Origin of the sequence: Oleiagrimonas sp. C23AA (assembly GCF_011759385.1) — a bacterium.
Taxonomy (GTDB): domain Bacteria; phylum Pseudomonadota; class Gammaproteobacteria; order Xanthomonadales; family Rhodanobacteraceae; genus Oleiagrimonas.
Window position 1 is genome coordinate 364,062 of record NZ_JAARLY010000001.1, and the last position, 23,394, is coordinate 387,455.

14 protein-coding genes are annotated in these 23,394 nt (G+C 62.8%); 11 read left to right on the forward strand and 3 right to left on the reverse strand.

What is annotated here, in order from left to right; genetic code table 11:
- The first annotated feature begins 18 nt into the window (after window positions 1–18).
- A complete protein-coding gene (locus HBF24_RS01565) occupies window positions 19–1,062 on the forward strand; it encodes a sugar kinase (RefSeq protein WP_167168741.1) in 1,044 nt (347 codons plus the stop codon).
- On the forward strand, window positions 1,062–2,537 hold the full coding sequence (locus HBF24_RS01570; RefSeq protein WP_206064117.1) for a mannitol dehydrogenase family protein: 1,476 nt from the start codon (window positions 1,062–1,064) through the stop codon (window positions 2,535–2,537). The genes HBF24_RS01565 and HBF24_RS01570 overlap by 1 nt, the downstream gene beginning before the upstream one ends.
- A gap of 49 nt (window positions 2,538–2,586) precedes the next feature.
- Here HBF24_RS01570 and uxaC read toward each other — a convergent pair whose 3' ends face one another.
- Genes uxaC through HBF24_RS01585 form a run of 3 tightly spaced genes read right to left on the reverse strand, consistent with a single transcriptional unit; the run spans window position 2,587 to window position 8,275 of the window.
- Window positions 2,587–4,008, reverse strand: coding sequence for a glucuronate isomerase (gene uxaC / locus HBF24_RS01575; protein WP_167167901.1), 1,422 nt, complete (start codon window positions 4,006–4,008; stop codon window positions 2,587–2,589).
- Window positions 4,005–6,968 (reverse strand): glycosyl hydrolase 115 family protein, encoded by a 2,964-nt coding sequence (locus tag HBF24_RS01580; protein ID WP_167167904.1) that lies wholly within the window; start codon window positions 6,966–6,968, stop codon window positions 4,005–4,007. The genes uxaC and HBF24_RS01580 overlap by 4 nt, the downstream gene beginning before the upstream one ends.
- A 2-nt stretch (window positions 6,969–6,970) precedes the next feature.
- Window positions 6,971–8,275 carry an MFS transporter gene (locus HBF24_RS01585; RefSeq protein WP_167167907.1) on the reverse strand — a complete coding sequence of 435 codons (1,305 nt, stop codon included), beginning with the start codon at window positions 8,273–8,275 and terminating at the stop codon, window positions 6,971–6,973.
- A gap of 402 nt (window positions 8,276–8,677) precedes the next feature.
- On the opposite strand from HBF24_RS01585, the gene HBF24_RS01590 reads away from it, so the two are divergent.
- The 9 genes from HBF24_RS01590 (at window position 8,678) to HBF24_RS01630 (ending at window position 23,367) form a co-directional block, all read left to right on the forward strand.
- Window positions 8,678–11,629 (forward strand): TonB-dependent receptor, encoded by a 2,952-nt coding sequence (locus tag HBF24_RS01590; protein WP_167167910.1) that lies wholly within the window; start codon window positions 8,678–8,680, stop codon window positions 11,627–11,629.
- Window positions 11,630–11,739: 110 nt separating this feature from the next.
- Entirely contained in the window at window positions 11,740–13,233 is a 1,494-nt protein-coding gene (locus tag HBF24_RS01595; RefSeq protein ID WP_167167913.1) for an MFS transporter, read from the forward strand.
- Between the two features lie 25 nt (window positions 13,234–13,258).
- Complete coding sequence (locus HBF24_RS01600) at window positions 13,259–14,290, forward strand: glycoside hydrolase family 43 protein (protein WP_167167916.1); 1,032 nt, start codon at window positions 13,259–13,261, stop codon at window positions 14,288–14,290.
- The gene (locus HBF24_RS01605; protein ID WP_167167919.1) at window positions 14,287–15,129 is read left to right on the forward strand and encodes an aldose epimerase; all 843 of its coding nucleotides are present in this window, start codon (window positions 14,287–14,289) and stop codon (window positions 15,127–15,129) included. Before HBF24_RS01600 ends, HBF24_RS01605 begins: the two co-directional genes overlap by 4 nt.
- A 790-nt stretch (window positions 15,130–15,919) precedes the next feature.
- A complete protein-coding gene (locus HBF24_RS01610; protein ID WP_167167922.1) occupies window positions 15,920–19,114 on the forward strand; it encodes a TonB-dependent receptor in 3,195 nt (1,064 codons plus the stop codon).
- Window positions 19,115–19,230: 116 nt separating this feature from the next.
- Window positions 19,231–19,983, forward strand: a complete 753-nt coding sequence (locus HBF24_RS01615) for a SapC family protein (protein ID WP_167167925.1) — start codon at window positions 19,231–19,233, stop codon at window positions 19,981–19,983.
- Window positions 19,983–21,011 (forward strand): cupin-like domain-containing protein, encoded by a 1,029-nt coding sequence (locus tag HBF24_RS01620; RefSeq protein ID WP_167167928.1) that lies wholly within the window; start codon window positions 19,983–19,985, stop codon window positions 21,009–21,011. Before HBF24_RS01615 ends, HBF24_RS01620 begins: the two co-directional genes overlap by 1 nt.
- A 124-nt stretch (window positions 21,012–21,135) precedes the next feature.
- A complete protein-coding gene (locus HBF24_RS01625; protein WP_167167931.1) occupies window positions 21,136–22,656 on the forward strand; it encodes a tryptophan halogenase family protein in 1,521 nt (506 codons plus the stop codon).
- A 15-nt stretch (window positions 22,657–22,671) separates the two neighbouring features.
- Window positions 22,672–23,367, forward strand: coding sequence for a DUF6445 family protein (locus tag HBF24_RS01630; protein ID WP_167167934.1), 696 nt, complete (start codon window positions 22,672–22,674; stop codon window positions 23,365–23,367).
- Window positions 23,368–23,394: the final 27 nt, after the last annotated feature.

Below are 23,394 nucleotides of genomic sequence, written 5' to 3' on the forward strand. Positions count from 1 at the left end.
GAACGGCATAACATGACGATGAGCAGGACAAGCCACGCCGACAGGCGGCCGCGGCGTGTGGTGTGTTTCGGTGAGCTGCTGATGCGGCTTTCCGCTCCGGGTCGCGAGTGCCTGCTGCAGTCGCCGCGGCTGGATGTGCAGTTTGGTGGCGCCGAGGCCAATGTGGCCGCTTCGCTGGCCTACCTGGGCCACGAGGCGGTGATGGTCAGTACGCTGCCCGACAACGCGTTGGGTGCTACGTGCGCAGGCGAGTTGCGCCGCCATGGTGTCGATACCTGCGCCGTGCGCACGGACGAGGGGCGCATGGGGCTGTATTTTCTTCAGCCCGGCGCCATGCAGCGCCCCGCCGAAGTGCTGTACGACCGCGCTGATTCGGCCTTCGCCTGCGCCGCCGCTGATCGCTACGACTGGCCGGTGCTGCTGGAGGGCGCCGACTGGCTGCATGTCTCGGGCATCACGCCGGCCTTGGGCCCGGCACCGGCCGAAGCGGCGCGTCAGGCCATGCGCGCCGCGCGTCGCGCTGGCATGGGCGTGTCGTTCGACTGCAATTTCCGCAGCAAGTTGTGGGGCGATCGATTGCACGAAGCGCCCGCCGTGTTGAGGGCGCTGGTGGCCGAGGCCACCTGGCTGTTCGGCAACGATCGCGATATCGCCTTGTTGCTGGGCAAGCACTTTGCACACGATTCGGCCATGGCGCGGTTTCAGGCCGCCAGCGAGCTGGCCTTGCAGGCGTGGCCGCAACTGGCGGGCATGGCCTCCACCGAACGCACGCATCAATCGGTGGAGGTACAGCAATTGCGCGGGCTGATGGCCACACGCGAGGGCGTGCTGCAAACCCGCGCTTTCGAACTGGCCGGGATTGTCGATCGCATCGGCGCCGGCGATGCCTTTGCTGCCGGCCTGTTGCACGCGCTTTGGGGTGGCTGGGAGCGCCGTGATGCGCTCGACTTTGCGGTCGCCGCGGCGTGCCTGAAACACTCCATCCCTGGTGACGTCAATCGGGTGGGCGAAGCGGCCATCCGTGCGCTGCTCGATGACGACAGCCTGGAGGTAAAACGCTGATGAGCACGAAGACGACGCGCGCGGTACTGAGTCGCGCCACGCTGTCATCGCTACCCGACGCCGTCGAGCGGCCAAACTACGCGCTGGATGATGTGGATATCGGCATCGTGCACTTTGGCCCGGGCGCGTTTCATCGCGCGCACCAGGCGGTGTATCTGGATGCGCTGCTGGCCACCGATCCGCGCTGGAGCATTTGCGGGGTATCGCTGCACAGCGCCGGTGTGCGCGATGCATTGGCCACGCAGGATGGCCTTTACACGTTGGCGCTGTTGGACGAGCAGCCTTCGCTGCGTGTGATTGGAAGCCTGCGTGAAATCTTGTGTGCGCCCCAGCAGCAGGCGCAGGTGCTGACGCGTTTGGCCCAACCACAGATCAAACTGGTCACGCTGACCATCACCGAAAAAGGCTACTGCCTGGCCGGTGACGGGTTGGACATGGCGCACCCGGACATCGTCCATGATGTGGCCTCGCCACAGACGCCGCGCTCGGCGATCGGTTATCTGGTCGCCGGTCTGCGCGAGCGCCATCGCCAGGGTACGGCACCGTTCACCGTACTCAGTTGCGACAATCTGGCCGACAATGGCGGGCGTCTGCGCGGCGCTGTACTGGCTTTCGCCGAACGTATCGACAGCGCGCTCGCGCAGTGGATCGAGCGCGAGGTGGCGTTTCCACGCTCGATGGTCGACAGCATCACGCCGGCGACCGACGATGCCCTGCGCGAGCGTGTGTGCAGCCAGCTGGGCGTGGCCGATGCCTGGCCGATCCAGCGCGAGGCTTACACGCAGTGGGTGGTGGAAGATCGTTTCTGCAATGCGCGCCCGGCGCTGGAAAGCGTGGGCGTGACCTTGAGTGACGATATTGCCGGTTACGATCGCGCCAAGCTGCGCCTGCTCAATGGGCCGCATTCCACGCTGGCCTATGTCGGTTCGCTGATGGGCATCGGTACCGTGGCCGAGGCCATGCGTGACGAGGCGCTGGCTGGTTTTGTCGAACGGCTGATGCGTCAGGATATGGCGCCCACATTGAAGGCTCCGCAGGGCTTCGATGCCCAGGCCTATACCAGCGCCATCCTGGCGCGGTTTCGCAATCCGGCGATCGCCCACAAGCTTTCGCAGATTGCCTGGGATGGTTCGCAGAAGCTGCCGGTACGCCTGATGGGCACCATCGCCGATGCGCTGGACGCTGGCGCGGACATCGCGCGTCTGTGCTTGCCGGTGGCCGCCTGGATGCACTTTGTGCGTCGGCAAGCGCAGGCTGGCGAACGTCTGGTCGATCCGCTGGAAGCGCGGCTTGGCGAACTGGGCCGTGCTGCCAGCGGTCAGGCCGAGGCGGATGTGCCCGCCTTTCTGGCGCTCGATAGCGTTTTTGCGCCGTGGTCGGGCGATGCACGTATTCGCCAGTCGATCACCGAAGCCTACGCCGCACTGGGCGATGGTTCGCCGCAAGCCACGCGTGAGGCGATCCGCATCGTGTAATGACGCAGGATGGCAGGCCGTGCGATGGGGCCTGCCGTCCTTTTTGGGCTTACAGCTTGTAGGCCTGCTTGGGCAGGCGGTAGGCCAGATCGTGCGCGACCTGCGCCGCTTCGTCTTCGTCCATGCGGTGCTCGGCCACCAGCTTGGCCAGGAACGCGCAGTCGACACGGCGCGCGACGTCATGGCGCGCCGGGATGGACAGGAACGCGCGGGTGTCGTCGTTGAAGCCCACGGTGTTGTAGAAGCCGGCCGCGCTGAGCGTCTGCTCGCGGAAGCGCCACATGCCCTCGGGGGCATCGTGGAACCACCAGGCCGGTCCCAGGAACAGGCTGGGGTAGTGTCCGGCCAGCGGCGCCAGGTCGCGCGAGTAAGTGCTCTCGTCCAGCGTGAACAGGATCAGTCGGAAATCCTTCTCGTTGCCGAAGCGATCCAGCAGCGGTTTCAGCGCGTGCACGTATTCGGTCGCCAGGGGCAGATCGGCGCCCTTGTTCCAGCCGAAGGTTTCGAACAAGGCGCGGTTGTGGTTGCGATAGCAGCCCGGATGAATCTGCATGACCAGGCCGTCATCCAGGCTCATGCGCGCCATTTCGGTGAGCATCTGTGCGCGGAACAGCTCGGCATCGGCGGCCGAAGCACGGCCGGCGACCACGCGGTCGAACAAGGCGCGCGCGGCGCCCGCATCCAGGTCGGCGGTGGCCGGCGTCAGATGGCCGTGGTCGGTCGAGGTGGCGCCCATGGCGGCAAACTCGGCGCGGCGCTTGCGGTGCGCGCGCAAATAGCCGTCCCATTGATGGGTGTCTTCGCCGGTGATCTGGCCAAACTGCGCCAGCGCATCGGCAAACGACGGGTGCTCGGGATCGGTCACCGGGTCGGGGCGATAGGCGGTGACCACCTTGCCACCCCAGCCGCTGTCGCGGATGGCCTGATGATGCTCAAGGCTGTCGGTGGGGCCTTCGGTGGTGGCGATTACCTCGATATTGAAGCGCTCGAACAACGCCCGCGGCCGGAATGCGTGCGTTTGCAGTGCCGCGGTGATGCGGTCGTAGTAGTGATCGGCGCTGTGCTCATCCAGCCGCACGCGCAGGTCGAACACCTCGTGGAATACGTGGTTCAGCCACATCGATGACGGGGTGCCGCGGAACAGGTGGAACTGGCGCGCGAACACGCGCCAGGCTTCGCGCGGATCAACCTCGGCGCGCGAGCCGTCGGCACGCGGAATGCCCAGCGCGTCCAGCGACACGCCCTGGCTGTAGAGCATGCGGAACACGTAGTGATCGGGCACCAGCAGCAGCTCGGTGGCATTGGCGAACGGCGCGTTGCCGGCAAACCACGACGGGTCGGTATGACCGTGCGGACTGACGATCGGCAGGCCGGCCACGTGCGCATACAGCCGTCGCGCGATGGCGCGCTGGGTGGGGTCGGAGGCGAACAGGCGATCTTCTTGCAGGGTGAGCGGGTGTGCTTGGCTCATGATGATCCGTGCTTGGAGGTTGAAACGGGGAGGCGAGGGCTTTCCGGCGGGCCCAGATAGCTGGCTGGCAGCGGGTGCCGGCTCAACTCGATGCGCTGGAACACGACACCTGGGTCGATGCGCCACAGTGTGAGCGTGTGCTGGCCTTCGCTGGGCATATCCAGTGTCGTCTTGGCCACGTAGATGTTGTGGCTGACGGCGCGTTCCCAGGCCTTGAAGTGGGAGTGACCTGGCTCGGCATCGGCCTGGATGGTCAGCACTTTGGGTGCCTGGCCATCCAGTGAAACGGCAAAGCGCAGGCCGCCGCGATGCAACACGTCGAGCGTTGGTGAGACCAGCACCCGCACTATGTAGCGGCCGGCGTGTTCCAGGTGCATGGCATAGTCCAGCCGCGCATCGTGGGCATTCGTGGGCGAGGTGGACGCCGTGACCGGCCAGGCGGTCATGGCGGCCAGCGTGCGGCCAAGGTGGTCGATGCGTTTCCAGGTGATGCCGGTGGGCGTTTTGGCGTGGGTGTAGTGCGCCGCTTCCATCACCACGCGCCCGTGGGTTTCGACAAAGCCGTGCAGGTCGCGGTTGTCGGTGCGGTGACGAATGGGCACGTTGACTTTCAGCTGACTGCCATCACTGCCGGCAAGCGTGATCTCGCCGGTGTGGCGACCAACGGGTGCATGCGCCCAGTCGACGCGCACGTGCAGCTGCTGGTCTTGCTGCAAGGGGCCCTGCGACGGTTGAACATGAAGCCAGGGCGCGGACGTGTGCGCGGTAAAGCGCAGCCCGCCGCGGCCGCGGTTGAACACGCTGATGGTCGCCGGCGTGCTTTCCAGGCTATCCAGCGTGGGCAGTGTGGCCACTGCCTTTGGGCCTGGCCAGGCGCGGGCATCGCCATCGACAGCCACGCCCAGCGCGGCGGCGTCCGGTACGTCGACGTGCTTCAACGCGGGCAAGGTATTGGTCGTGGGGTCGCGCCAGGCTTCGGCACCGGGCCCAATATGGGCCTGCGACATCATGTGATTCCATTTGCCGCCGGCGATGCCTTGCTCATAAAGCTTGGTCAGCGCGGCATCCTTCGCAAAATAGCGGCGCGCCAGCGCTGCCTGGGCGTTGGCCGAGGCGCGCCCCTGACGCGCATAAAGATGGTTGCGCGCCACCGCCACATACATGCGGTTGAGATTGGCACTGGCCAACACCGGGTATTCGACCAGCTCGACGTAGGCGGCGCGATCGGCTTTCGGTAGCTGTTGGCCGATGCGCCTGGCTTGTTTTGCCAGCCCGTTCCACTGCGCCAGCACGCGTGCCGCTTCGTGAAAGTGCGTCAGGCTGAAGGTGTCGGCACTGAGCATTTCCGGTTTGCGACGGGCGTTGTACTGTGTGTAGCGGGTCAGCAGATGGCCGATGGCCTTGGCGTGGGCGGCGCCAAATTGCTGCGCGGCCCATTTTCGCGGATAGCGACGCAGGTCGGCCATGCTGAACGCTTGCGGGTTCCAGGCGTAGTCCATGAAAAAGCTGATGGGAAATTCCATCGGCTTGAGGTCGCCGACGTTGACGATCCACAGCTGGCGCGCGCCGTAGGCGTAGGCCATGTGCATCTGCTCGAACACGCACTCGATCTGGTTGGTGTTGATCCACTTGTAGCTGTGCGGGCCGCCGACGTAATCGAAGTGGTAGTAGATGCCGTAGCCGCCTTGACGCTTGGCGCCCAGCGGTGGGAGCCGGCGCAGATGGCCCCAGTTGTCGTCCGAGTAGAGCAGGGTGACGTCATCGGGCACGCGCATGCCGGCGTCGTAGTAATCCTGCACTTCCTTGTACAGCGCCCACACCTGCGGCGTCTGATCGGCGCTCTTGCCGGTGACGCTGGCAATGATGCGTCGCTGGTCGGCGACGATGCGTTCCAGCAGATGCGTGGCCACGCCCTGGGTCATGGGCTTGTCGCCATCACCGCGCATGCCGATGGTGACCAGGCTTTCGTCATGGCCCATACGTTGGATACCTCGGCGCCAGAACGCATCCAGTGCCTTCTTGTTGCGCGTGTAATCCCATGGTCCGTGGCCGTCGCGGGCCCATTCGGCATGTGCGCGCATCATTGGCTCGTGATGGGAGGTGCCCATGACAATGCCGTAAGTGTTGGCCAGTTTGGCGTTCAACGGATCATCGGCAGCGAAGGCGCGATCGCCCCACATCGCCGGCCACAATGTATTGCCTCTCAGGCGCAGAATCAGCTTGAACACATGCGCGTAGAAGCGGTGGTTGTCGCCGCCGAAATGCTGTTTCATCCAGCCGCCAAGCGCCGGATCTTCATCGTTCAGGAACAGACCGCGATAACGCACCTTGGGTGCATCGGCGAAGCGCCCCGGCGCGATGTAGAGCGCATCGCGATGGCGCACCGGCACATCGGCCCACCACACCCACGGCGACACACCGATGCGCCGCGAAAGCTCGTAGATGCCAAAGATGGTGCCGCGCCGATCGGCACCGGCGATCACCAGCGCGCGCTTGATGCCCGGTAGCGGATGATCGACCACCTGCATAAGGTAGCCCTCCCAGACACCACGCACGTCATGGGTGTCCAGATGCTTGCTGTGCACGATCCGATCGATGCGCGCGTCCACACCCAGGGTGCCGACGATGATGGCTGTTGTGGGCGCCGCTTGCGTGGCGTCCGGCACGGGCGCGCGATGCCCGCTCACGCGCTTGAAGTCGTTCGCCAGATCATGCGCGGCACGGCGCACACCGGCGTCGTTGTCAGAACCCACCAGAATCGATACCGGTCTGTCGTGGGCGATCAGTGCCAGCCGATCATTACCCGACGTTGTGCATATGGCGGCTGGCACCTCGCAGCGCGCCGATGTCTGTGCCTGAGCGCCACAGGCGCAGGCCAGGCCCAGCAGGAGGGACAGGGCGCTTCGGTAGACGATACGTCGGCGTGCAGATGATGCCAGGCGGGAGAGGGCGTGCGTCATGCTCATACCGTATCGGAGCTTGCGCGATCGAAGGCCACCGGTTTAAGTCGCGGCACCAATAGATGCACCACCAGCAGCGCCAGCAGATAGGCCATGCCGGCCAGCACGAATAGCGGAATGTAGCTGCCCGTGGTTTCCAGCAGCTTGCCGGTGGCGCGGGCGACCATCATGCCGCTGATGACGCCGGCGAAGCTGCCAATGCCCACCACCGAGGCCACCGCGCGCCGCGGAAACATGTCCGAGGTCAACGTATAGACGTTGGCCGACCAGCCTTGATGGCCGGCCGTGGCCAAGCCGATCAAACCTACCGCCACCCACAGATGGCTGGCGTGCGCGGCAAACATGATCGGTGCCACCGCCAGCGCACAGATGCCCATGGCCGTCTTGCGCGCACGGTTCACGCTCCAACCCAGGCGTACAAAGCGCCCGGCAATCCAGCCACCAAAAATACTGCCGATGTCGGCCATCACGTAGACCACGATCAGCGGCACGCCGAGACCTTTCAGATTGAGGCCGTATTGGGCGTGCAGGAACTTGGGCAGCCAGAACAGGAAGAACCACCACACCGGATCGGTCATGAACTTGGCGGCGATAAACGCCCAGGCCTGACGATGGCGAATAATGTGCGACCACGGCAGGCGCGCCGTGGGTTCGGCCGGGTCACTGCGGATATAGGCCAGCTCCTGGCTGGACAGCGCCGACTGCACCTCCGGTTTGCGATACCACAGCAGCCAGATGGTGACCCAGGTGGCGCTGAGCACGCCGGTAAACAGAAAGGCCGATTGCCAACCAAAGGCCACCGTCATTACCGGCACCATCAATGGCGCAATGATCGCGCCGAAGTTGGAGCCGGCATTGAAAATGCCCACCGCCAGCGCGCGTTCGCGACGCGGAAACCATTCGGCCACGGTTTTGGTGGCGGCCGGGAAGTTGCCTGACTCACCCAGTCCCAGCGCAAAGCGTGCGGCGGCGAAGCTGGCCACGCCCGAGGCCAGCGCATGGCCCATCGCCGCCAGGCTCCAGATGCCAATGGCCAGCGCATAGCCAATGCGCGTGCCGAGCTTGTCGATGACCGCGCCGGCGCACAACAGGCCAATCGCGTAGGCGGCCTCGAAAGCAATCACGATGTCGCTGTATTGCAGCTCGGTCCAGCCAAAGTGCGTTTGCAGGAACGGCGCCAGTACGCCCAGCACCTGGCGGTCGGTGTAGTTGATGGTGGTGGCAAACAGCAACATGGCGCACACGCGCCAGCGATAGCGCCCGATGCCGGTGGTGGTACTGGTTGCCGTAGGCATTGTCGATTTCATGCACATTCCGGTAGCTGTAAACGGAAAAATGGCGGCCTTCAGGAGCTGGTGGCAGCGGCGTGGCGAAGCAGCCGGTGTGATGATTCAAGCAGCCTGATATTGATAGCGCTAACATTTTTTGACGGCCAAGTCATTGCATACGTCGGCGTATCCTCCGACTCCGCCGATGGCCTGACTATGGCGCACACATCTGGCGCGACTGGCGCGCCAAATCGATGCTTTATCATCGTATTCCGTTCGTCTATACGAGTCATGTTGCCCTGCAGCGTGAGTCCTGGAAATGGTAGCGCTACCATGCTGCGCGAATTGGATTGCCTGACTTGTCACGCAGGCCAGGCCACTACAAGAACCGTGGACACACCATTCGAATCAACCTGTCATTTGACTAGGGGAGAGGGCTACATGAACAAGCATCTGGCACGTACCACGCTGTCCCAGGCCGTGGGCTTGATTCTGCTCGGCATGAGCGCCAGCGCATTCGCCACGCAGGGAGTGGCGAATGCGGCACAGACGACCAGCACACAGTCATCGACGAAGAAAAAATCCTCTGGCGATCAATCTCAGCCGGAGAACCTTCAGGGCGTGACAGTGTCGGGCGGGTACCGGCACAGCATCCAGTTTTCCACCGATGCCAAGCGCAATGCGGTGAATGTTGTCGACACGGTGTTTTCCGAGGACATAGGCAAGTTCCCCGACACCAACATCGCCGAATCGCTGAACCGCATTCCGGGCGTGCAGCTGACGCGAGGGCTGGACGGGCAGGGCCTGAACGTATCCATTCGTGGTCTGGGGCCGAGCTTCACGCGCGTGACGCTGGATGGTGGCAGCGTGGAAACCGCTTCCATTGGTCAGGATCAGCAGAGCCAGGATCGCGAAGTGGATCTGAGCCTGCTGCCTAGCGAGTTCTTCACCCAGCTCACGGTCAGCAAGACGCCGACCGCCAGCATGCTGGAGGGCGGCATTTCCGGCACCGTCGACATGCGCACGCTGCGTCCGTTCGATCATCCGGGCACGCACCTGACCTACAACGTCAAGGAAAGCTGGAACAGCAACAGCAAGCAGTACAGTCCCAACGCCTCACTGATCGGCAGCTGGACCAACGCCGACAATACCTTCGGTGCGCTGGTGGGCGTGTCGTCGTCGGAAAGCAAGCTGCACGTCGACGGTTGGGAAAGCATCGGCTGGACCACGCCGGGGCTGACCTATGCCCAATGCGGTATCAATCCGCCGGCCGGCACCGCTACCACGGGACAGCCCACGCTTGATGCGTGCAACTCCATCGGCGGAGGCAACTGGCGTATTCCCGATACGGTGCCGGCCACGGCAGGGCAGGGGTTGGTTGCCGGGCAGCCGATCGATGCCAGCTGGCTGCTGGCGCATAATCCCGATCTCAACATCAGCCAGATCAGCAATGCGCTGATCCCGCGTCTGGGCCGCAGCACCTTCCTCAACGACGACCGCAAGCGCCACTCCGGCGTCATGTCGTTTGAGTACAAGCCCAATGAGAACATGCATTTCTATCTGGACGCGCTGTATTCGGAAGCGCAGCGTGATACCAACCGCATGGACATGGACCTGATTGGCCGCAATGGCAACATGATCCCGCTGAACATGAAGGTCGATGGCAATGGCGTGGTGACCGATGCCACCTTCACCAACGCACAGTTCTTCCTGGAGGAACGCCCGTATTCGGAGAAGGACCACTTCTGGGCGGTCAATCCAGGTGCCGACTTCTACTTCGGTGACAGCGGCAACATCAAGCTGCACGTGCAGGGGCACGTCAATCGCAGCTGGATGCGCCGAACCATCCCCTCCATCCTGGTCAATTCGCCGTTTACCACGGTCCAGTACAGCAACACAGGTGGTGATCACCCGACCTGGACCACGGGTGTGGATCTGAACAATCCCGATGCCGGCTGGACCTGGAATCGTGTCAATCTGCAGAAAGAGCATCGTGTGACCGAGACCAAGGGCGTGCGCTCGGATATCCAGATCGGTGACGAGGACAACAATATCGACCTGGGTTTCGACTATGACCAGGAAGCACGTTCGATCGTCGGCTACGACAACAGCCCGGCGTGGGAAAAGGTGGTCTGCCACGGCACCGGTAGTGATACCTGTGATGGTGGCGCGGGTTCGGCGATTCCTCAGTCGGACCTGGCCTCGTACCTGATTCCCGGCCCGGCCGGCTTCATCACCGCCGACTATGCGGCGATCATGGGTGCGACCAACTATTACCAGTTGGCCGCCAATGCTCCTGTCTCGCAGGCGTCCAACACCGGCGCCACCACCGGCAGCTTCAAGGACCGCAATTGGGGTTTCTTCATCGAGACGAATCTGTCTACCGAGCTATTGAACCGGCCCCTGCGCTTCAACGCCGGTGTCCGTTACGTCACCACCAAGCAGGACATCAGTGGCCCAGTCACCTCCGGTGATCAGACAATCTGGAAGTCGTTCAACTCCAAGTACGACGACTTCCTGCCGTCGTTCAATCTGGCCTGGACGGTGGCCGACAACGTGGTGCTGCGCATGGCCGCCTCGCGCACCATGACCCGCCCCAACCCCAGCTATATGCTGCCCAACACCAACTTCAGCGATCCGTCGGCTGAAACGGCCACGCAGGGCAACCCGAACCTGCAGCCGTACCAGTCGACCAATTTCGATCTGGGCGGCGAGTGGTATACCGGTGGTGCCGGCTACGTTGCGCTGGACCTGTTCAACAAGCGCATCAACGGCTTCACCGTCAATGGTATTCGCACCATTCCGTTCAATCAGCTGGGTGTGTCCTACGACAGCCTGCTGCCGTATCAGAAGACGGCACTGCAGCAGCGCGGTGGCCCGGACAACGCCACCGTGCAGGTGCAGTCGCAGGTCAATGCCGACGGCACGCTGAAGATTTACGGCCAGGAAGTGACCTGGGTGCAGCCGCTGGATGGCTGGGTGGATGGCCTGGGCTTCACCGCCAACTTCACCCACGTCAACCAGACCGCCTCGGGCGAGGGCGTGCCGGCGGTAGCCGTGGGCGTGGCGCCCAAGCTGTGGAACGGCACGGTGTACTGGGAGCATGGTCCGGGCTCGGTTCGCCTGTCCTATACCTGGACCGACAAGATGATCTCCTCGGGTGCCAATCAGAACGGCATCTCGTTCGCACGGATCAAGACCGATGCTCGCGGGCAGCTGGATCTTTCGGCCAGCTACACGCTGGAGCATGTGGTTTCCAAGCCGCAGATCACGCTGGACGTCACCAACATCACCGATCAGGCGATGCGCTCGACCTTCCAGTACAACAATGCGGCCTACAGCTACTTCGATCCCGGTCGCACGGTGATGCTGGGTATTCGCGGCACGTTCTGATCGTCCGTTGCATGCAGTAGTGTCATGGCACCCCACGCCCGCGTCTGCGGGCGTGGGACAGGGGGTGGCCGCATTCGGCCACGAATGTTCATCTCAACTGTGCGGCGGCGATGACAAGTACTTCCGAAAAACTCTCAGTCGGTGAAAAGATCGGCTACAGCCTGGGCGACCTGGCGGCCAATCTGATCTTCCAGACCCTGGTCACCTTCCTGGCCTTCTTCTACACCGACGTCTATCGCATCCCTGCCGACGTGGCGGCGACCATCATCTTCGTGGTCGGCCTGATCGGGGCATTCGTGTTCACGCCGGTGATGGGCTTCGTGGCCGACCGCACACGTTCGCGCTGGGGCAAGTTCCGGCCCTGGATACTGTGGACGGCAGTGCCGTTCGGTGTGCTTTCCATGCTGGCGTTCTCCACGCCGCATCTGGGCGAGTACGGCAAGGTGGCCTACGCACTGGCCACCTACACGCTGCTGGTACTGATCTACATCGCCAACAATCTTCCCTATTCGGCGCTCAGCGGCGTGCTGACCGGCAGCATGGACCAGCGCAATAGCTTGTCCTCGTTCCGCTTTGTGGCGGTGATGATCGCCCAGTTCATCATCCAAGTGCTGCTGCTGCCATTGGTGCTGATCCTGGGCGGCGGCGACAAGGCCGTGGGCTTTCGCAACACCATGGTCGTGTTCGCGATCATCGGCACGATATTTTTCCTGATTACCTTCTTCACGACGCGCGAGCGGGTGGTGCAGGCCAGCGAGCAGCGTTCGAGCATCCGCGAGGATCTGGCCGATCTGGCGCGCAACCGGCCGTGGCTGGTGATGCTGGCGCTGACCATTCTGGTATTCATCAACCTGGCGCTGAAAGGCGGCATGTATGTGTACTACTTCAAGTACTACATGGATGGCGCGCAGCTGGCGCATTTTCTGGATGTGATCGGCTTCGATCGGATGATCGACGGACTCAATCACACGCTGACCGGCATGGGCCTGGCGCGGTTCCAGTGGCCGAAAGATCCGCCGACCTCGGCGTTCAGCCTGTTCAATGCCGGCGGCATTATTTTCATGATCGTCGGTATCGGCTTTTCGCGCCGGCTGGCCGACCGCTTCGGCAAGCGCGATACCTTCGGCGGGGCGCTGTTCCTGTCCACGCTGTGCCTGCTGGCGTTCTGGTTCTACCCACCGACGGCGGTGTGGCTGGTGATGGTGTCCTACATCCTGCACGGCTTTTTCTACGGCATCACCACGCCACTGCTGTGGGCGATGATCGCCGATGTGGCCGACTACTCCGAATGGAAGAACAACCGCCGCGCCACCGCGATCATCTTCTCGGCCATGTTGTGCGGGCTGAAAGCCGGGCTGAGTGTGGGCGGTGCGCTGGTGGCCGGCATCCTTGCCGCCTACGGCTATGAAGCCGGCGCCGCTACGCAGGCGCCGCACGTGGTCGAGGGCATACGCCTTTCGGTGAGCCTGTATTGCTCGATTCCGTTCCTGCTGGGTGTGGCGCTGCTGTTCTTCTACGAGATCGACAAGCCGATGGAAGTGCGCATCGAGCGAGAGCTGGGTGATCGCCGCGCCGCCGTCGCTGCCAGTGCGGCGGCGTTGTGAAACCTATCCAAGAAGAGACGAATGGATGTCTGAAGAACTGACCCAAGAGCAACTGGATGCGCTGGCTGGAAAGGCGGTATCCCAGCCGCTGGTGACGCATATCTACACAGCCGATCCGTCTGCGCATGTTTTCCAGGGCAAGGTTTACGTCTATCCATCGCACGACATCGATGCCGGCATCGCCTTCAACGACAACGGCGATCACTTCGGCATGACCGACTACCACGTGCTGCGCATGGATTCGCCCGAAAGCCAGGCGCACGATTGTGGTGTCGCGCTGCACGTGCGCGATGTGCCGTGGGCCGAACGCCAGATGTGGGCGCCGGATGCGGCCTGCAAAGACGGCCGCTATTACCTGTACTTTCCGGCCAAACGTGCCGACGGCATCTTTCAGATCGGCGTGGCCGTGGGTCAGCATCCGGAAGGCCCGTTCGCGCCGGAGCCGCAGGCGATCGACGGCAGCTATTCCATCGACCCGGCGGTGTTTGCCGATCACGATGGCGAGCACTACATGTATTTCGGCGGGCTGTGGGGCGGCCAGCTGCAAAGCTACCGCGACAACGTGTACGGCGAGCATCACCAGGAGCCTGCTGCTGACCAGCCGGCGCTGGGCCCGCGCGTGGCGCGTCTGGATGCCGACATGAAGCAGTTTGCCGAAGCACCGCGCGAGGTGGTGATTGTCGATGAAAACGGCCAGCCACTACGCGCCGGCGATCACGACCGGCGCTATTTCGAAGGCCCCTGGATGCACCGTTATCAGGGCCGTTACTACCTTTCCTATTCCACGGGCGACACGCATTACCTGTGCTACGCCATCGGTGACTCGCCCTACGGACCGTTTACTTATGCCGGCCGTATTCTGTCGCCGGTAGTGGGCTGGACCACGCATCATTCGATTGTCGAATTCGATGGCCGCTGGTGGCTCTACTATCACGACTCGGTGCTGTCCGGCGGTGTGACACATCTGCGCTCGGTAAAGGTGGTCGAGCTGCATATGGACGAGGATGGCCGCATCCAGACCATCCATCCCTATGGCGAGCCGGTGGCCAGCGCATGAGCGTTGGTCGTCAGGCGCCTGGACAGATCGGCGATGCGCTTGATGCGGCGCCGGAAGGGCCGCGGCTACGTATCGAGCGGGGTGACCTTGTGGTGGATATCGAACCTGCCGCCGGTGGCCGCATCGCGCAGATCACCCATCAGGGCGAGCCCTGGCTGGTCGACCGCAGCGTGGAGCAGCACGCCATGATCGCCTGGGGCTGTTACCCGATGCTGCCCTGGGCAGGGCGCCTGCGTGAGGGGCGCTTCAACTTCGAACAGCGCGAATATCAGCTTTCGCGCAATTTCGGCGAGCACGCCATTCATGGCGTGGGCTTTGCGCTGCCCTGGCAGGTGGAAGAACACGCCGCCGAGCATGCGGTGATGACTTTGCAACTGCCGGAGAACGAGTACTGGCCTTTTGGTGGCTCGGCCCGTCACCGCGTGGCCATCGAATCTGACATGCGGCTGCGCATGCAGCTGACGGTTACCGCCGGCAAGCAGGGGATGCCCGTGGTGCTCGGCTGGCATCCGTGGTTTCGCAAACCCGAAATAGTCCATTTCAAGCCGGAACGCATGTACCCGCGGGATGCGCAAGGGATCGCCGTGCGACCGTTGGCTGCGCCCGTGACTGGCCCATGGGATGACTGCTTCGTCAACCACGAACCGGTGCTGTTGCAGCGTGACGGACAACAGCTGGTTCTGACTTCCGACTGCGATCACTGGGTGGTCTATGACGAGCAGACACAGGCGAGCTGTTTCGAACCCCAGACTGGCCCACCGGATGCATTCAATCTGGCCCCGCAGCGCCTCGAGCCCGGACAGACGCGATCGGCGTGGTTTCTGATGGAATGGCAATGACGCCGGATGCGATGTGGCCTATCCATTGGTCGGTCACCCATCTGGGCAGGCGCCCGGTGCCGGCCAGGAACGCTTTCGCGCATGACAACATGGGGAGGTCTTAGGATGGGTCGGAATTATTCCTAGCCGTTAGCATAGACAAGATGCATGGGATGCATTGCTTTTCTTTTTGGCTGCTAATATGGTAGCGCTAACAAAAGAGACGACTTCTCAATAGATCGCAAAGAACGATCAAGAATCGTCTGAGAAGCACCAAATGCGAATGAGGGGCCGGCGCATGCCGGGGGGAGAAAACATGAAGCATTCACGAGTGCAGCAGACCAGCTGGCGCTGGTTCGGGACATCCAGCGTGTCCCTACCTCCAACACATGACGGCGCAACGCCGTCGCCGCGCTGGCATAGGCCCGGCCCGTGCCCTAGGCGCAGGTCGTCGTGCCCGCAGCGCGCATACCCGACCGACCCATAGACAGCCAAATCCGATTCGTAGCGGTGGCTTCGTCGACGCTGCGTGGAGCTTTGGCACGTCCAGGGGTCATCGAGAACCGGTACGACGACATCGCGGAAAGGGCGCGTGTCGTACCCATTCCGGGGCAGGTAGGGGTGAACGGGCTTGGGATGGGGCTCGAGGACAACACCCGAGACAAGTGGAAATAGCCATCCATCAACTAAGGAAGGGAGGGGAACCCATGATCAGCTTCAGAAACGGGGTCGATGTGCCCGGCAGTGGCCGCGGTATGGCCCGCAAGCACGAAGTCAGTCAACAACAGCGCCAGATGGGGAGGGGATGAACATGAATCAGGACAAGCTGGGCCGCTTCAAGTCCAGGGCTTTATTCACCATCGTTGGCGGCGCGGTCATCATCAATCCGGCCTTTGCCAAAGACGTGCAGCAGCCGGTGTCGACGCCCGTAGCCCAACAGACCAGTGCGCAGCAGGCGAACAAGGCCTCTGCGAAGAAGCAAAGCAAACCGGCCAGCGAGAATGATGCGACGACACTGAGCGTGGTCACGGTGTCGGGCCTTCGCAACAGTCTCGAAAAGTCGATGGACATCAAGCGCGATGCCATCGGCGTGGTGGATGCAATCAGCGCGGAGGACATCGGCAAGTTTCCCGACACCAACCTCGCCGAATCGCTGCAGCGCGTCACCGGCGTATCGATTGATCGACGCAACGGCGAAGGCTCGCAGGTCACCGTGCGTGGTTTTGGCCCCAACTTCAACATGGTCACCGTGGACGGCCGCACGATTCCCGGCGCCGATGCCTTTGGTGCACCGGGTCAGGTTCCCATCGGCAATGTCAACGGCGGCACGCGTTCGTTCAACTTCGCCCAGTTGTCGCCGTACGGCATCAATGCGCTGGAGGTCTACAAGACCGGTCGCGCCAACGTCGCCAGCGGCGGCATCGGCGCCACCATCGACATCAAGACCGATCGCCCCTTCTATCACAAGGGCGGCAAGGTGATCGCCACGGTCGGCACCAAGGGCGTGTACGACACTTCCGAGCCCTTCGGCAACAGCGTTACGCCTGAGTTTTCCGGCAATTTCAGCTACGCCAACCCGGATAAGACCTGGGGTATCGGCATCGACGCCAGTTTCAGCAAGCGTCACGGTGGCAACGCGCAGGCGACTGAGAACACCTGGGCCGTACAGCCCTGGACGGGCACGGCCAATGGTTTCAATGCCGACACCAACATCGTCAATGAACCGGCGATGGGGCAGCTGTACGCGATGCCCAACGACGTGCGTTACGCGTATTACGATTTCAGGAGCAAGCGCAAGAACGCCCATGCGGTGTTCCAGCTGGCGCCGGTCGACGGCCTGACCATGACGCTGGACTACCTTTACTCGCGCTACCAGATCGATGCCGATCGTGGTGAGCAGAGCATGTGGCTGCAGCAGCAGAACTTTTCCGACGTGACCTTTGACACCGGCAACGCGGTGGCCACACCGACCTACATCCGTGATGTGGTCGGTACCAAGGACTTCGGTCTGGAGCAGCAGCACTACGCGCAGGAGTACAAGCTCGACGACATCGGTTTCAACACCGAGTGGAAGGTGAACGACCGCCTCAATCTGACGCTGGACCTGCATGACGCCAAAAGCCAGAGCCTGCCCAACGATCCGGTGACAGGGGGCGGCGCCACCTTCATCAGTATTGCCGGCAGCAACAACTGCGCCACCGGGCCGCAGTGCGGCGGCTCGTGGGGGCAGGAGTTCTTCTTCAACAACGGTTTGCCGATCGCCACACGCACCTGGTACCCGACGTCCGACGCCACCGGTACCGGGCTGGTCAACCAGCCGTTTGGTCCCAACAACCTGGGCACGCAGCCGCTGCGCATCGACGCCCAGTCGCAGACCACCGAGGTCAAGGAAGCCAAGCTTGGCGGCAGCATGGACTTCGACAACGCCCGCTTCCAGTTCGGGACGGACTTCTCCAAGACCAAGTTGCATCGCACCCAGGCGGCCCAGCGCTATTCGGACCTGGGCAACTGGGGCGTCAACGACGCCGGCAAGTATCCCGATCTGATGGAGCACCTGAGGGCGGTCAACACCGCCGGTCTGTTCGATAGCTATAACACGTCGGGCATCGCGCAGAGCACCTGGATCGGCAACGCCGATGACCTGGCCAAGTGGGCGGCCAGCAAGTACCCCAACGCCAGCTACAGGGTCAGCCCCAACCTGGCTGCCGACAACACCGTCATCGAGAACACCAAGGCGGTATATGCGCAGTTGGTGCTTTACAACCAGGTGGGCGACATGCCGACCACTACGCGGTTCGGCTTGCGGTACGAAAAAACCAACGTCGATTCCACCTCACAGGTGGGTCTGCCCAGCGGCATCGTCTGGCAGTCCAACAACGACTTCCAGAATCCGACCGGTTCGGATGTGCAGCCGGTCAGTGCCCGGGGCAGTTACAGCAACCTGTTGCCCAACATCGACTTCAGTATCAACATCACCGACTCACTGCAGGGCCGTGCGTCCTACAGCAAGACCATCGCGCGGGCGCCTTACGGTGATCTCTACGCCGGCGCAACCGCAGGCTCTCCCACGGGTTCGACGCTGATCAACTCGTCCTCGCAGGCGAGCGGCAGCCAGAACGACCCGGGTCTGAAGCCGCTCTCGTCGGACAACCTCGACCTTGGGCTTGGCTGGTACTTTGCCAAGTCCAGCTATGTGTCGGTGACGTTCTGGGACAAGCGTGTGGCCAACTTCATTGGCACCTCGGTAACGAACCAGAACCTGTATGGGGAACGCGATCCGACATCGGGCCCGCGTGCCCAACAGGCCATGGCGTTCCTGAAGAGCGCCGCCTGTGCGGCTCAGACAGGGGCGCCTTGCGAGGTCAACGACACTTCGTTGTTCGCCGCCGTCGCACTGCTTTCAAATCCGGAGACCGGCGGCCTGGCCGCCTACAACGGCACCGACGCCCAGTCGCTGGCGCTGGAAAGCAAGTATGACGTCACCGCCAATCCCGACGATCCGCTCTACACCTTCGCGGTATCCAAGCCGGCAAACGTGCACAACGCGATGCTGCATGGCTGGGAATTCGGCGGGCAGTACTTCCTGGGTGAGACCGGTTTCGGCATCCTGGCCAACTACACCATCGTCGACGGCAATGTGCATTACAACGATGCCGGTGATCCGGGGGTCGACCAGTTTGCGTTGACCGGCCTGAGTGACAGTGCCAATGCGGTGCTGATGTATGAAAAGTACGGTGTTTCGGTGCGTCTGGCCTGGAACTGGCGTGGTGAGTTCCTGACCGCGGCCAATCAGAACGGCAACAGCCGCAATCCGTACTATGTGGACGCCTATCACCAGTACGATCTGAGCATCAATTACGATGTCAATGATCATCTTTCGTTCCAGCTGGAAGGAATCAACCTGACTGGCGAGAATGTGCGTTGGCGTGCACGTACCGAGAGGGAGTTTGTGCGGGTGGTGGATCAGAAGCCTCGCTACGCACTTGGCGTACGTTACAAGTTCTGACCGGCCCGGCAGAGCAGGAGACGGAGGTCACATCGAGGGCCTCCGCCTCCGTCATTGGCGGCCAATCGAACGGTTGCCGACATATCCAACTGTTGTGAAGGGATCTGGGGGCCAAGATGGCGCGTTACGAGATGCTCAACAACGTGGCGCACAAGGATCTGCGCGTCGACACCCGCTTTGGCGAAGCGTTCGGAGATGCGGTTGGCATGGTGCCGGCCTATCCCACCGAATATGCCGAACTGGTGCGCGAGTACCCGATCTTTTTCCAGAAAGACAGCGACAGCGGCGAGTATCGCTCGGTGGTGCTGCTGGGTTTCGGACGTGACGAGAACCTCTATCTCCAGGGGGGGCGCTGGAATGCCGGCTACGTGCCGGGGCACATTGCCAAGGGGCCGTTCCTGATCGGCCTGCAGGAGCAGGACGTCGATGGCGAGCTTCGCAATGAGGCGGTGATCAGCGTCGACCTGGACCATCCGCGCATCACTACCGATGATGGCGAGCCAGTGTTTCTCCCCCGCGGCGGCAACAGTCCGTACCTGGAACATGTCACCACCGTGTTGCGCGGTATTCGGGACGGTACCGAAGGCGGCAAGGCGATGTACCAGGCCTTTGCGGCTGCAGGCCTGATCCAGCCCATCACGCTGGACGTCAAGTTTGACGACGAGCACGGCGCCAATGTCACCGGCCTGCTGGGCATCGATCGCGAGCGTCTGGCCGCGCTGGATGCCGCTTCACTGCACGCGCTGCATCGCTCGGGCTATCTGGAAGGGGCTTATCTGGTGATGGCATCCATGCACAACCTGCGCCGGTTGATTGCCGAGAAGCAGCGTCGCCTGGGGCTGCTGGAAGTGGCGGCAAACGCCGGCTGATGACGATGGCGCCTTCCCCGTCGCCCATCCATGAGCGAGCCGATATCCGGCCCGACAGTTTGCCCATCGACGAACTGCTGGCAGCCGGACAGCCCGTCGTACTGCGCGGTCTGGCATGTGACTGGGCATTGACACAGGCCGGACAGCACTCGGTGGCCGAGGCCATGAGCTGTCTTCGCGGTCATTACAACCAGCGTCCCATCCAGTATTCGTATGGGGCGCCCGATATCGCAGGCCGGGTGTTCTACACCGAGGATTTCACCCGCATCAATTGCGAAGTTCGCCGTGGCCGCCTGGACGAACTGCTCGATGCCATAGCTGAGCATTTGGACGATCCGCGCCCGCCGACCTGGTACATGGCATCGGCGCCTGTGGATGCCTTGCTGCCGGGCCTTCGCGACAGCGGGGATCTGAATTTGTCCGCCTGTGGCATCCATGCGCCGCCACGCATCTGGATCGGCAACCGCACCATCGCCTCGGCGCACTACGATGCAATGAACAACATCGCCTGCAACGTCGTCGGGCGACGCCGGGTCACGCTCTTCCCTCCCGAGCAGGTGGCCAATCTCTACCCTGGGCCACTGCAACCGACGCCGGGCGGGCAGGCGGTCAGTGTGGTCGACTTTGCCGCACCCGACTTTACCCGCTATCCGCGTTTTCGCGACGCGCTGGCCGCGTCGAGCAGTTCAGTGCTCGAGCCTGGTGATGCCCTTTTCATTCCCAACCCCTGGTGGCACCACGTCGAGGCGCTGGAGTCATTCAACGTGCTGCTCAACTACTGGTGGAGCAGCATGCCGGCGCATGTGCCGACGCCGATGCACGCGCTGTATCACGCACTTTGGAGCATCCGCGATCGTCCCGAGCAGGAAAAGCGCGCCTGGCGGGCGATCTTCGATTACTACGTGTTTGGTCCTGCAGAGCGCGCCGGCGAGCACCTGCCCGAAGCGGCGCGTGATGTGCTCGGGCCGCTCGATGAAACCCTTGCCCGGCAGCTGCGCGCCATGCTGATCCACCAGTTGAACCGATGAATGGCAAGGCAAGGAAAACCCGCATATTTGCTGCACGCGGGTGGCCAGCCGAACACCGCAGCCGGGCACCTCGCGGCGCTTGCAGTGAAGGACCGCGCTCGATCCAGTCTGGAGAGGTATAGACGTGGCTAGCAACAGAATTCGCAAAGTGGTGGTCGCCGGTGGCGGCACGGCAGGGTGGATTGCGGCGAGCACGTTGGCCTATCAGCTCAAGGAGCAGCTGGAGGTCACGCTGGTGGAGTCGTCCAGCATTGCCACTGTGGGGGTCGGCGAGGCCACGGTTCCACCGATACGCAACTATCACCGCTTCATGAACATCGACGAGCGCGAGTTTCTGCGCGAGGTGGCCGGCACCTTCAAGCTATCGATCTCGTTCGAGAATTTCGTGCGCCCGGGACACCGCTACATCCATCCGTTCGGCATCACCGGCAAGGGCACGCTGGTGGCCGGTTTCGAGCAGTTCTGGCTGGAAAGCCTGCAGCGCGGCATGGCCTCGCAACTGCCGCAATATAGCCTGGAGGCGATGGCGTCATTGGCGGACCGCTTCGCGATCATCGATGAGCCGGGCATCAACTATGCCTACCACATGGACGCAGCGCTGTATGTCCGCTTCCTGCGCAAGAAGTTCCAGCCCTACGGCATCAGGCAGGTCGAAGGCAAGATCACCGAAGTCCGCCAGAACGCCGAGAGCGGTTATGTAGAGGCGCTGGTGCTGGACGACGGGCAGGTGATTGATGGCGATCTGTTCATCGACTGCACAGGGTTTCGCGGCCTGCTGATCGAGCAGACACTGAACACCGGTTACGAGGACTGGGGCCACTGGTTGCCTTGCGACCGTGCCGTGGCCATGCAGGCTCACTCGACACGCTCGTCACCCGAACCGTACACGCGAGCCATTGCCCACGAGGCCGGCTGGCGCTGGAACATTCCGGTGCAGCACCGCGTCGGCTGCGGACTGGTGTACGACAGCCGTTACATGTCCGACGATGAGGCTCACGCCCGCCTGCTCAACGATGTCGGTGCCGAGCCGGTGCGTGATCCGTGGCTGGTCCGTTTCCGTACCGGCCGCCGCATGAAGGCCTGGAACAAGAACGTGGTTGCGCTGGGGTTGGCCAGCGGTTTCATCGAGCCGATGGAGTCGACCAGCATTCATTTGGCCATGAGTTCGGTGATGCAGCTGGTCGAGCTGTTTCCCTCCGAGGGCATCTCCAACGCGTTGGTGGATGTCTACAACGACCGCTGCCGACGTGAGCTTGAGCACGTTCGCGATTTCATCATCCTGCACTACCACGCCAATCAGCGCGACGAGAAAATGTGGACCGAGTGCCGGCAGATGACGCTGCCCGACTCACTGCAGCGTCGCATCGACGCCTGGCGCGATCGTGCCTACGTGTGGCATGAAGAGGCCGAGCTGTTCGCGACCACTTCCTGGATACACGTGCTGCTGGGCCAGGAAGTCATGCCCCGGCAGCATCACCCGTTGCCGCGCGAACTGTCCGACGCCGACCTGGGGCGTCTGTTGGCCAGTATCCGACAGCCGATTGATCACGCCGTCGCACGGATGCCGCAGCAACAGGCATTCATCGACCGCTATTGCAAGGCATCGCCGGACGTGTGGCCGCGAAGGCACGCGATGCCGGCGTGAGCAGAGGGGCCAGCGATGTTGATCGAGTCCCATCCTGAACTTCGCGTGCAAAAGCGCGAGATTGGTCGTGAGCGTGCGCCGCTGCTGATCATTGATGCGCTGGTCGCCGAGCCCGAGCGCCTGGTGCACAAGGCCGGGCGCAGCGCCTTCAACGTACGCAGCGCCTATTTTCCGGGCATCCGTGCGCGTGCGCCGGCCGCATATGAGGCTCTGCTTGAGTCGGTTCTGAAGCCATTGCTGCCGGAGCATTTTGGCATCCAGCCCGGCCGCTTCGCCTTTTCCATGTGCCACTACTCGTTGGTCTGCACGCCGCCGCAGCAGCTGCAAATGGCGCAGCGCATGCCGCATATCGATTCGGTCGAGGACAACGGGCTGGCCAGCGTGCATTACCTGTTCCCCGGTGCGTGGGGTGGCACCGCCTTCTACCGGCACCGCGGCACCGGCTTTGAATATATCGACCGTTCCCGCCGGGAGACCTACTTCCGCCAGTTGGAGGCTGAAAGCCTTGGCCCACAGGCACCGGCGGCCGGCTATATCAATGGCGACACGGCGTTGTTCGAGCAGGTGGCCAAGGTGGACGCGCGGTTCAACCGGCTGGTGGTCTATCGGCGCCATTCATTGCACTCGGGGTGTATCGACAGTCAGCGGGTTCCGCCCGCCGACCCAGGCAACGGGCGGCTGTCGATCAATACCTTCATCGACGTGGCATGAGCGAAAGCCATGCCGGTGCTGGTCATC

Coding starts and splice junctions, on each gene's coding strand:
- HBF24_RS01565 (WP_167168741.1), top strand. CDS start 19: ATGAGCAGGACAAGCCACGCCGACAGGCGGCCGCGGCGTGTGGTGTGT.
- HBF24_RS01570 (WP_206064117.1), top strand. CDS start 1,062: ATGAGCACGAAGACGACGCGCGCGGTACTGAGTCGCGCCACGCTGTCA.
- uxaC (WP_167167901.1), bottom strand. CDS start 4,008: ATGAGCCAAGCACACCCGCTCACCCTGCAAGAAGATCGCCTGTTCGCC.
- HBF24_RS01580 (WP_167167904.1), bottom strand. CDS start 6,968: ATGACGCACGCCCTCTCCCGCCTGGCATCATCTGCACGCCGACGTATC.
- HBF24_RS01585 (WP_167167907.1), bottom strand. CDS start 8,275: ATGAAATCGACAATGCCTACGGCAACCAGTACCACCACCGGCATCGGG.
- HBF24_RS01590 (WP_167167910.1), top strand. CDS start 8,678: ATGAACAAGCATCTGGCACGTACCACGCTGTCCCAGGCCGTGGGCTTG.
- HBF24_RS01595 (WP_167167913.1), top strand. CDS start 11,740: ATGACAAGTACTTCCGAAAAACTCTCAGTCGGTGAAAAGATCGGCTAC.
- HBF24_RS01600 (WP_167167916.1), top strand. CDS start 13,259: ATGTCTGAAGAACTGACCCAAGAGCAACTGGATGCGCTGGCTGGAAAG.
- HBF24_RS01605 (WP_167167919.1), top strand. CDS start 14,287: ATGAGCGTTGGTCGTCAGGCGCCTGGACAGATCGGCGATGCGCTTGAT.
- HBF24_RS01610 (WP_167167922.1), top strand. CDS start 15,920: ATGAATCAGGACAAGCTGGGCCGCTTCAAGTCCAGGGCTTTATTCACC.
- HBF24_RS01615 (WP_167167925.1), top strand. CDS start 19,231: ATGGCGCGTTACGAGATGCTCAACAACGTGGCGCACAAGGATCTGCGC.
- HBF24_RS01620 (WP_167167928.1), top strand. CDS start 19,983: ATGACGATGGCGCCTTCCCCGTCGCCCATCCATGAGCGAGCCGATATC.
- HBF24_RS01630 (WP_167167934.1), top strand. CDS start 22,672: ATGTTGATCGAGTCCCATCCTGAACTTCGCGTGCAAAAGCGCGAGATT.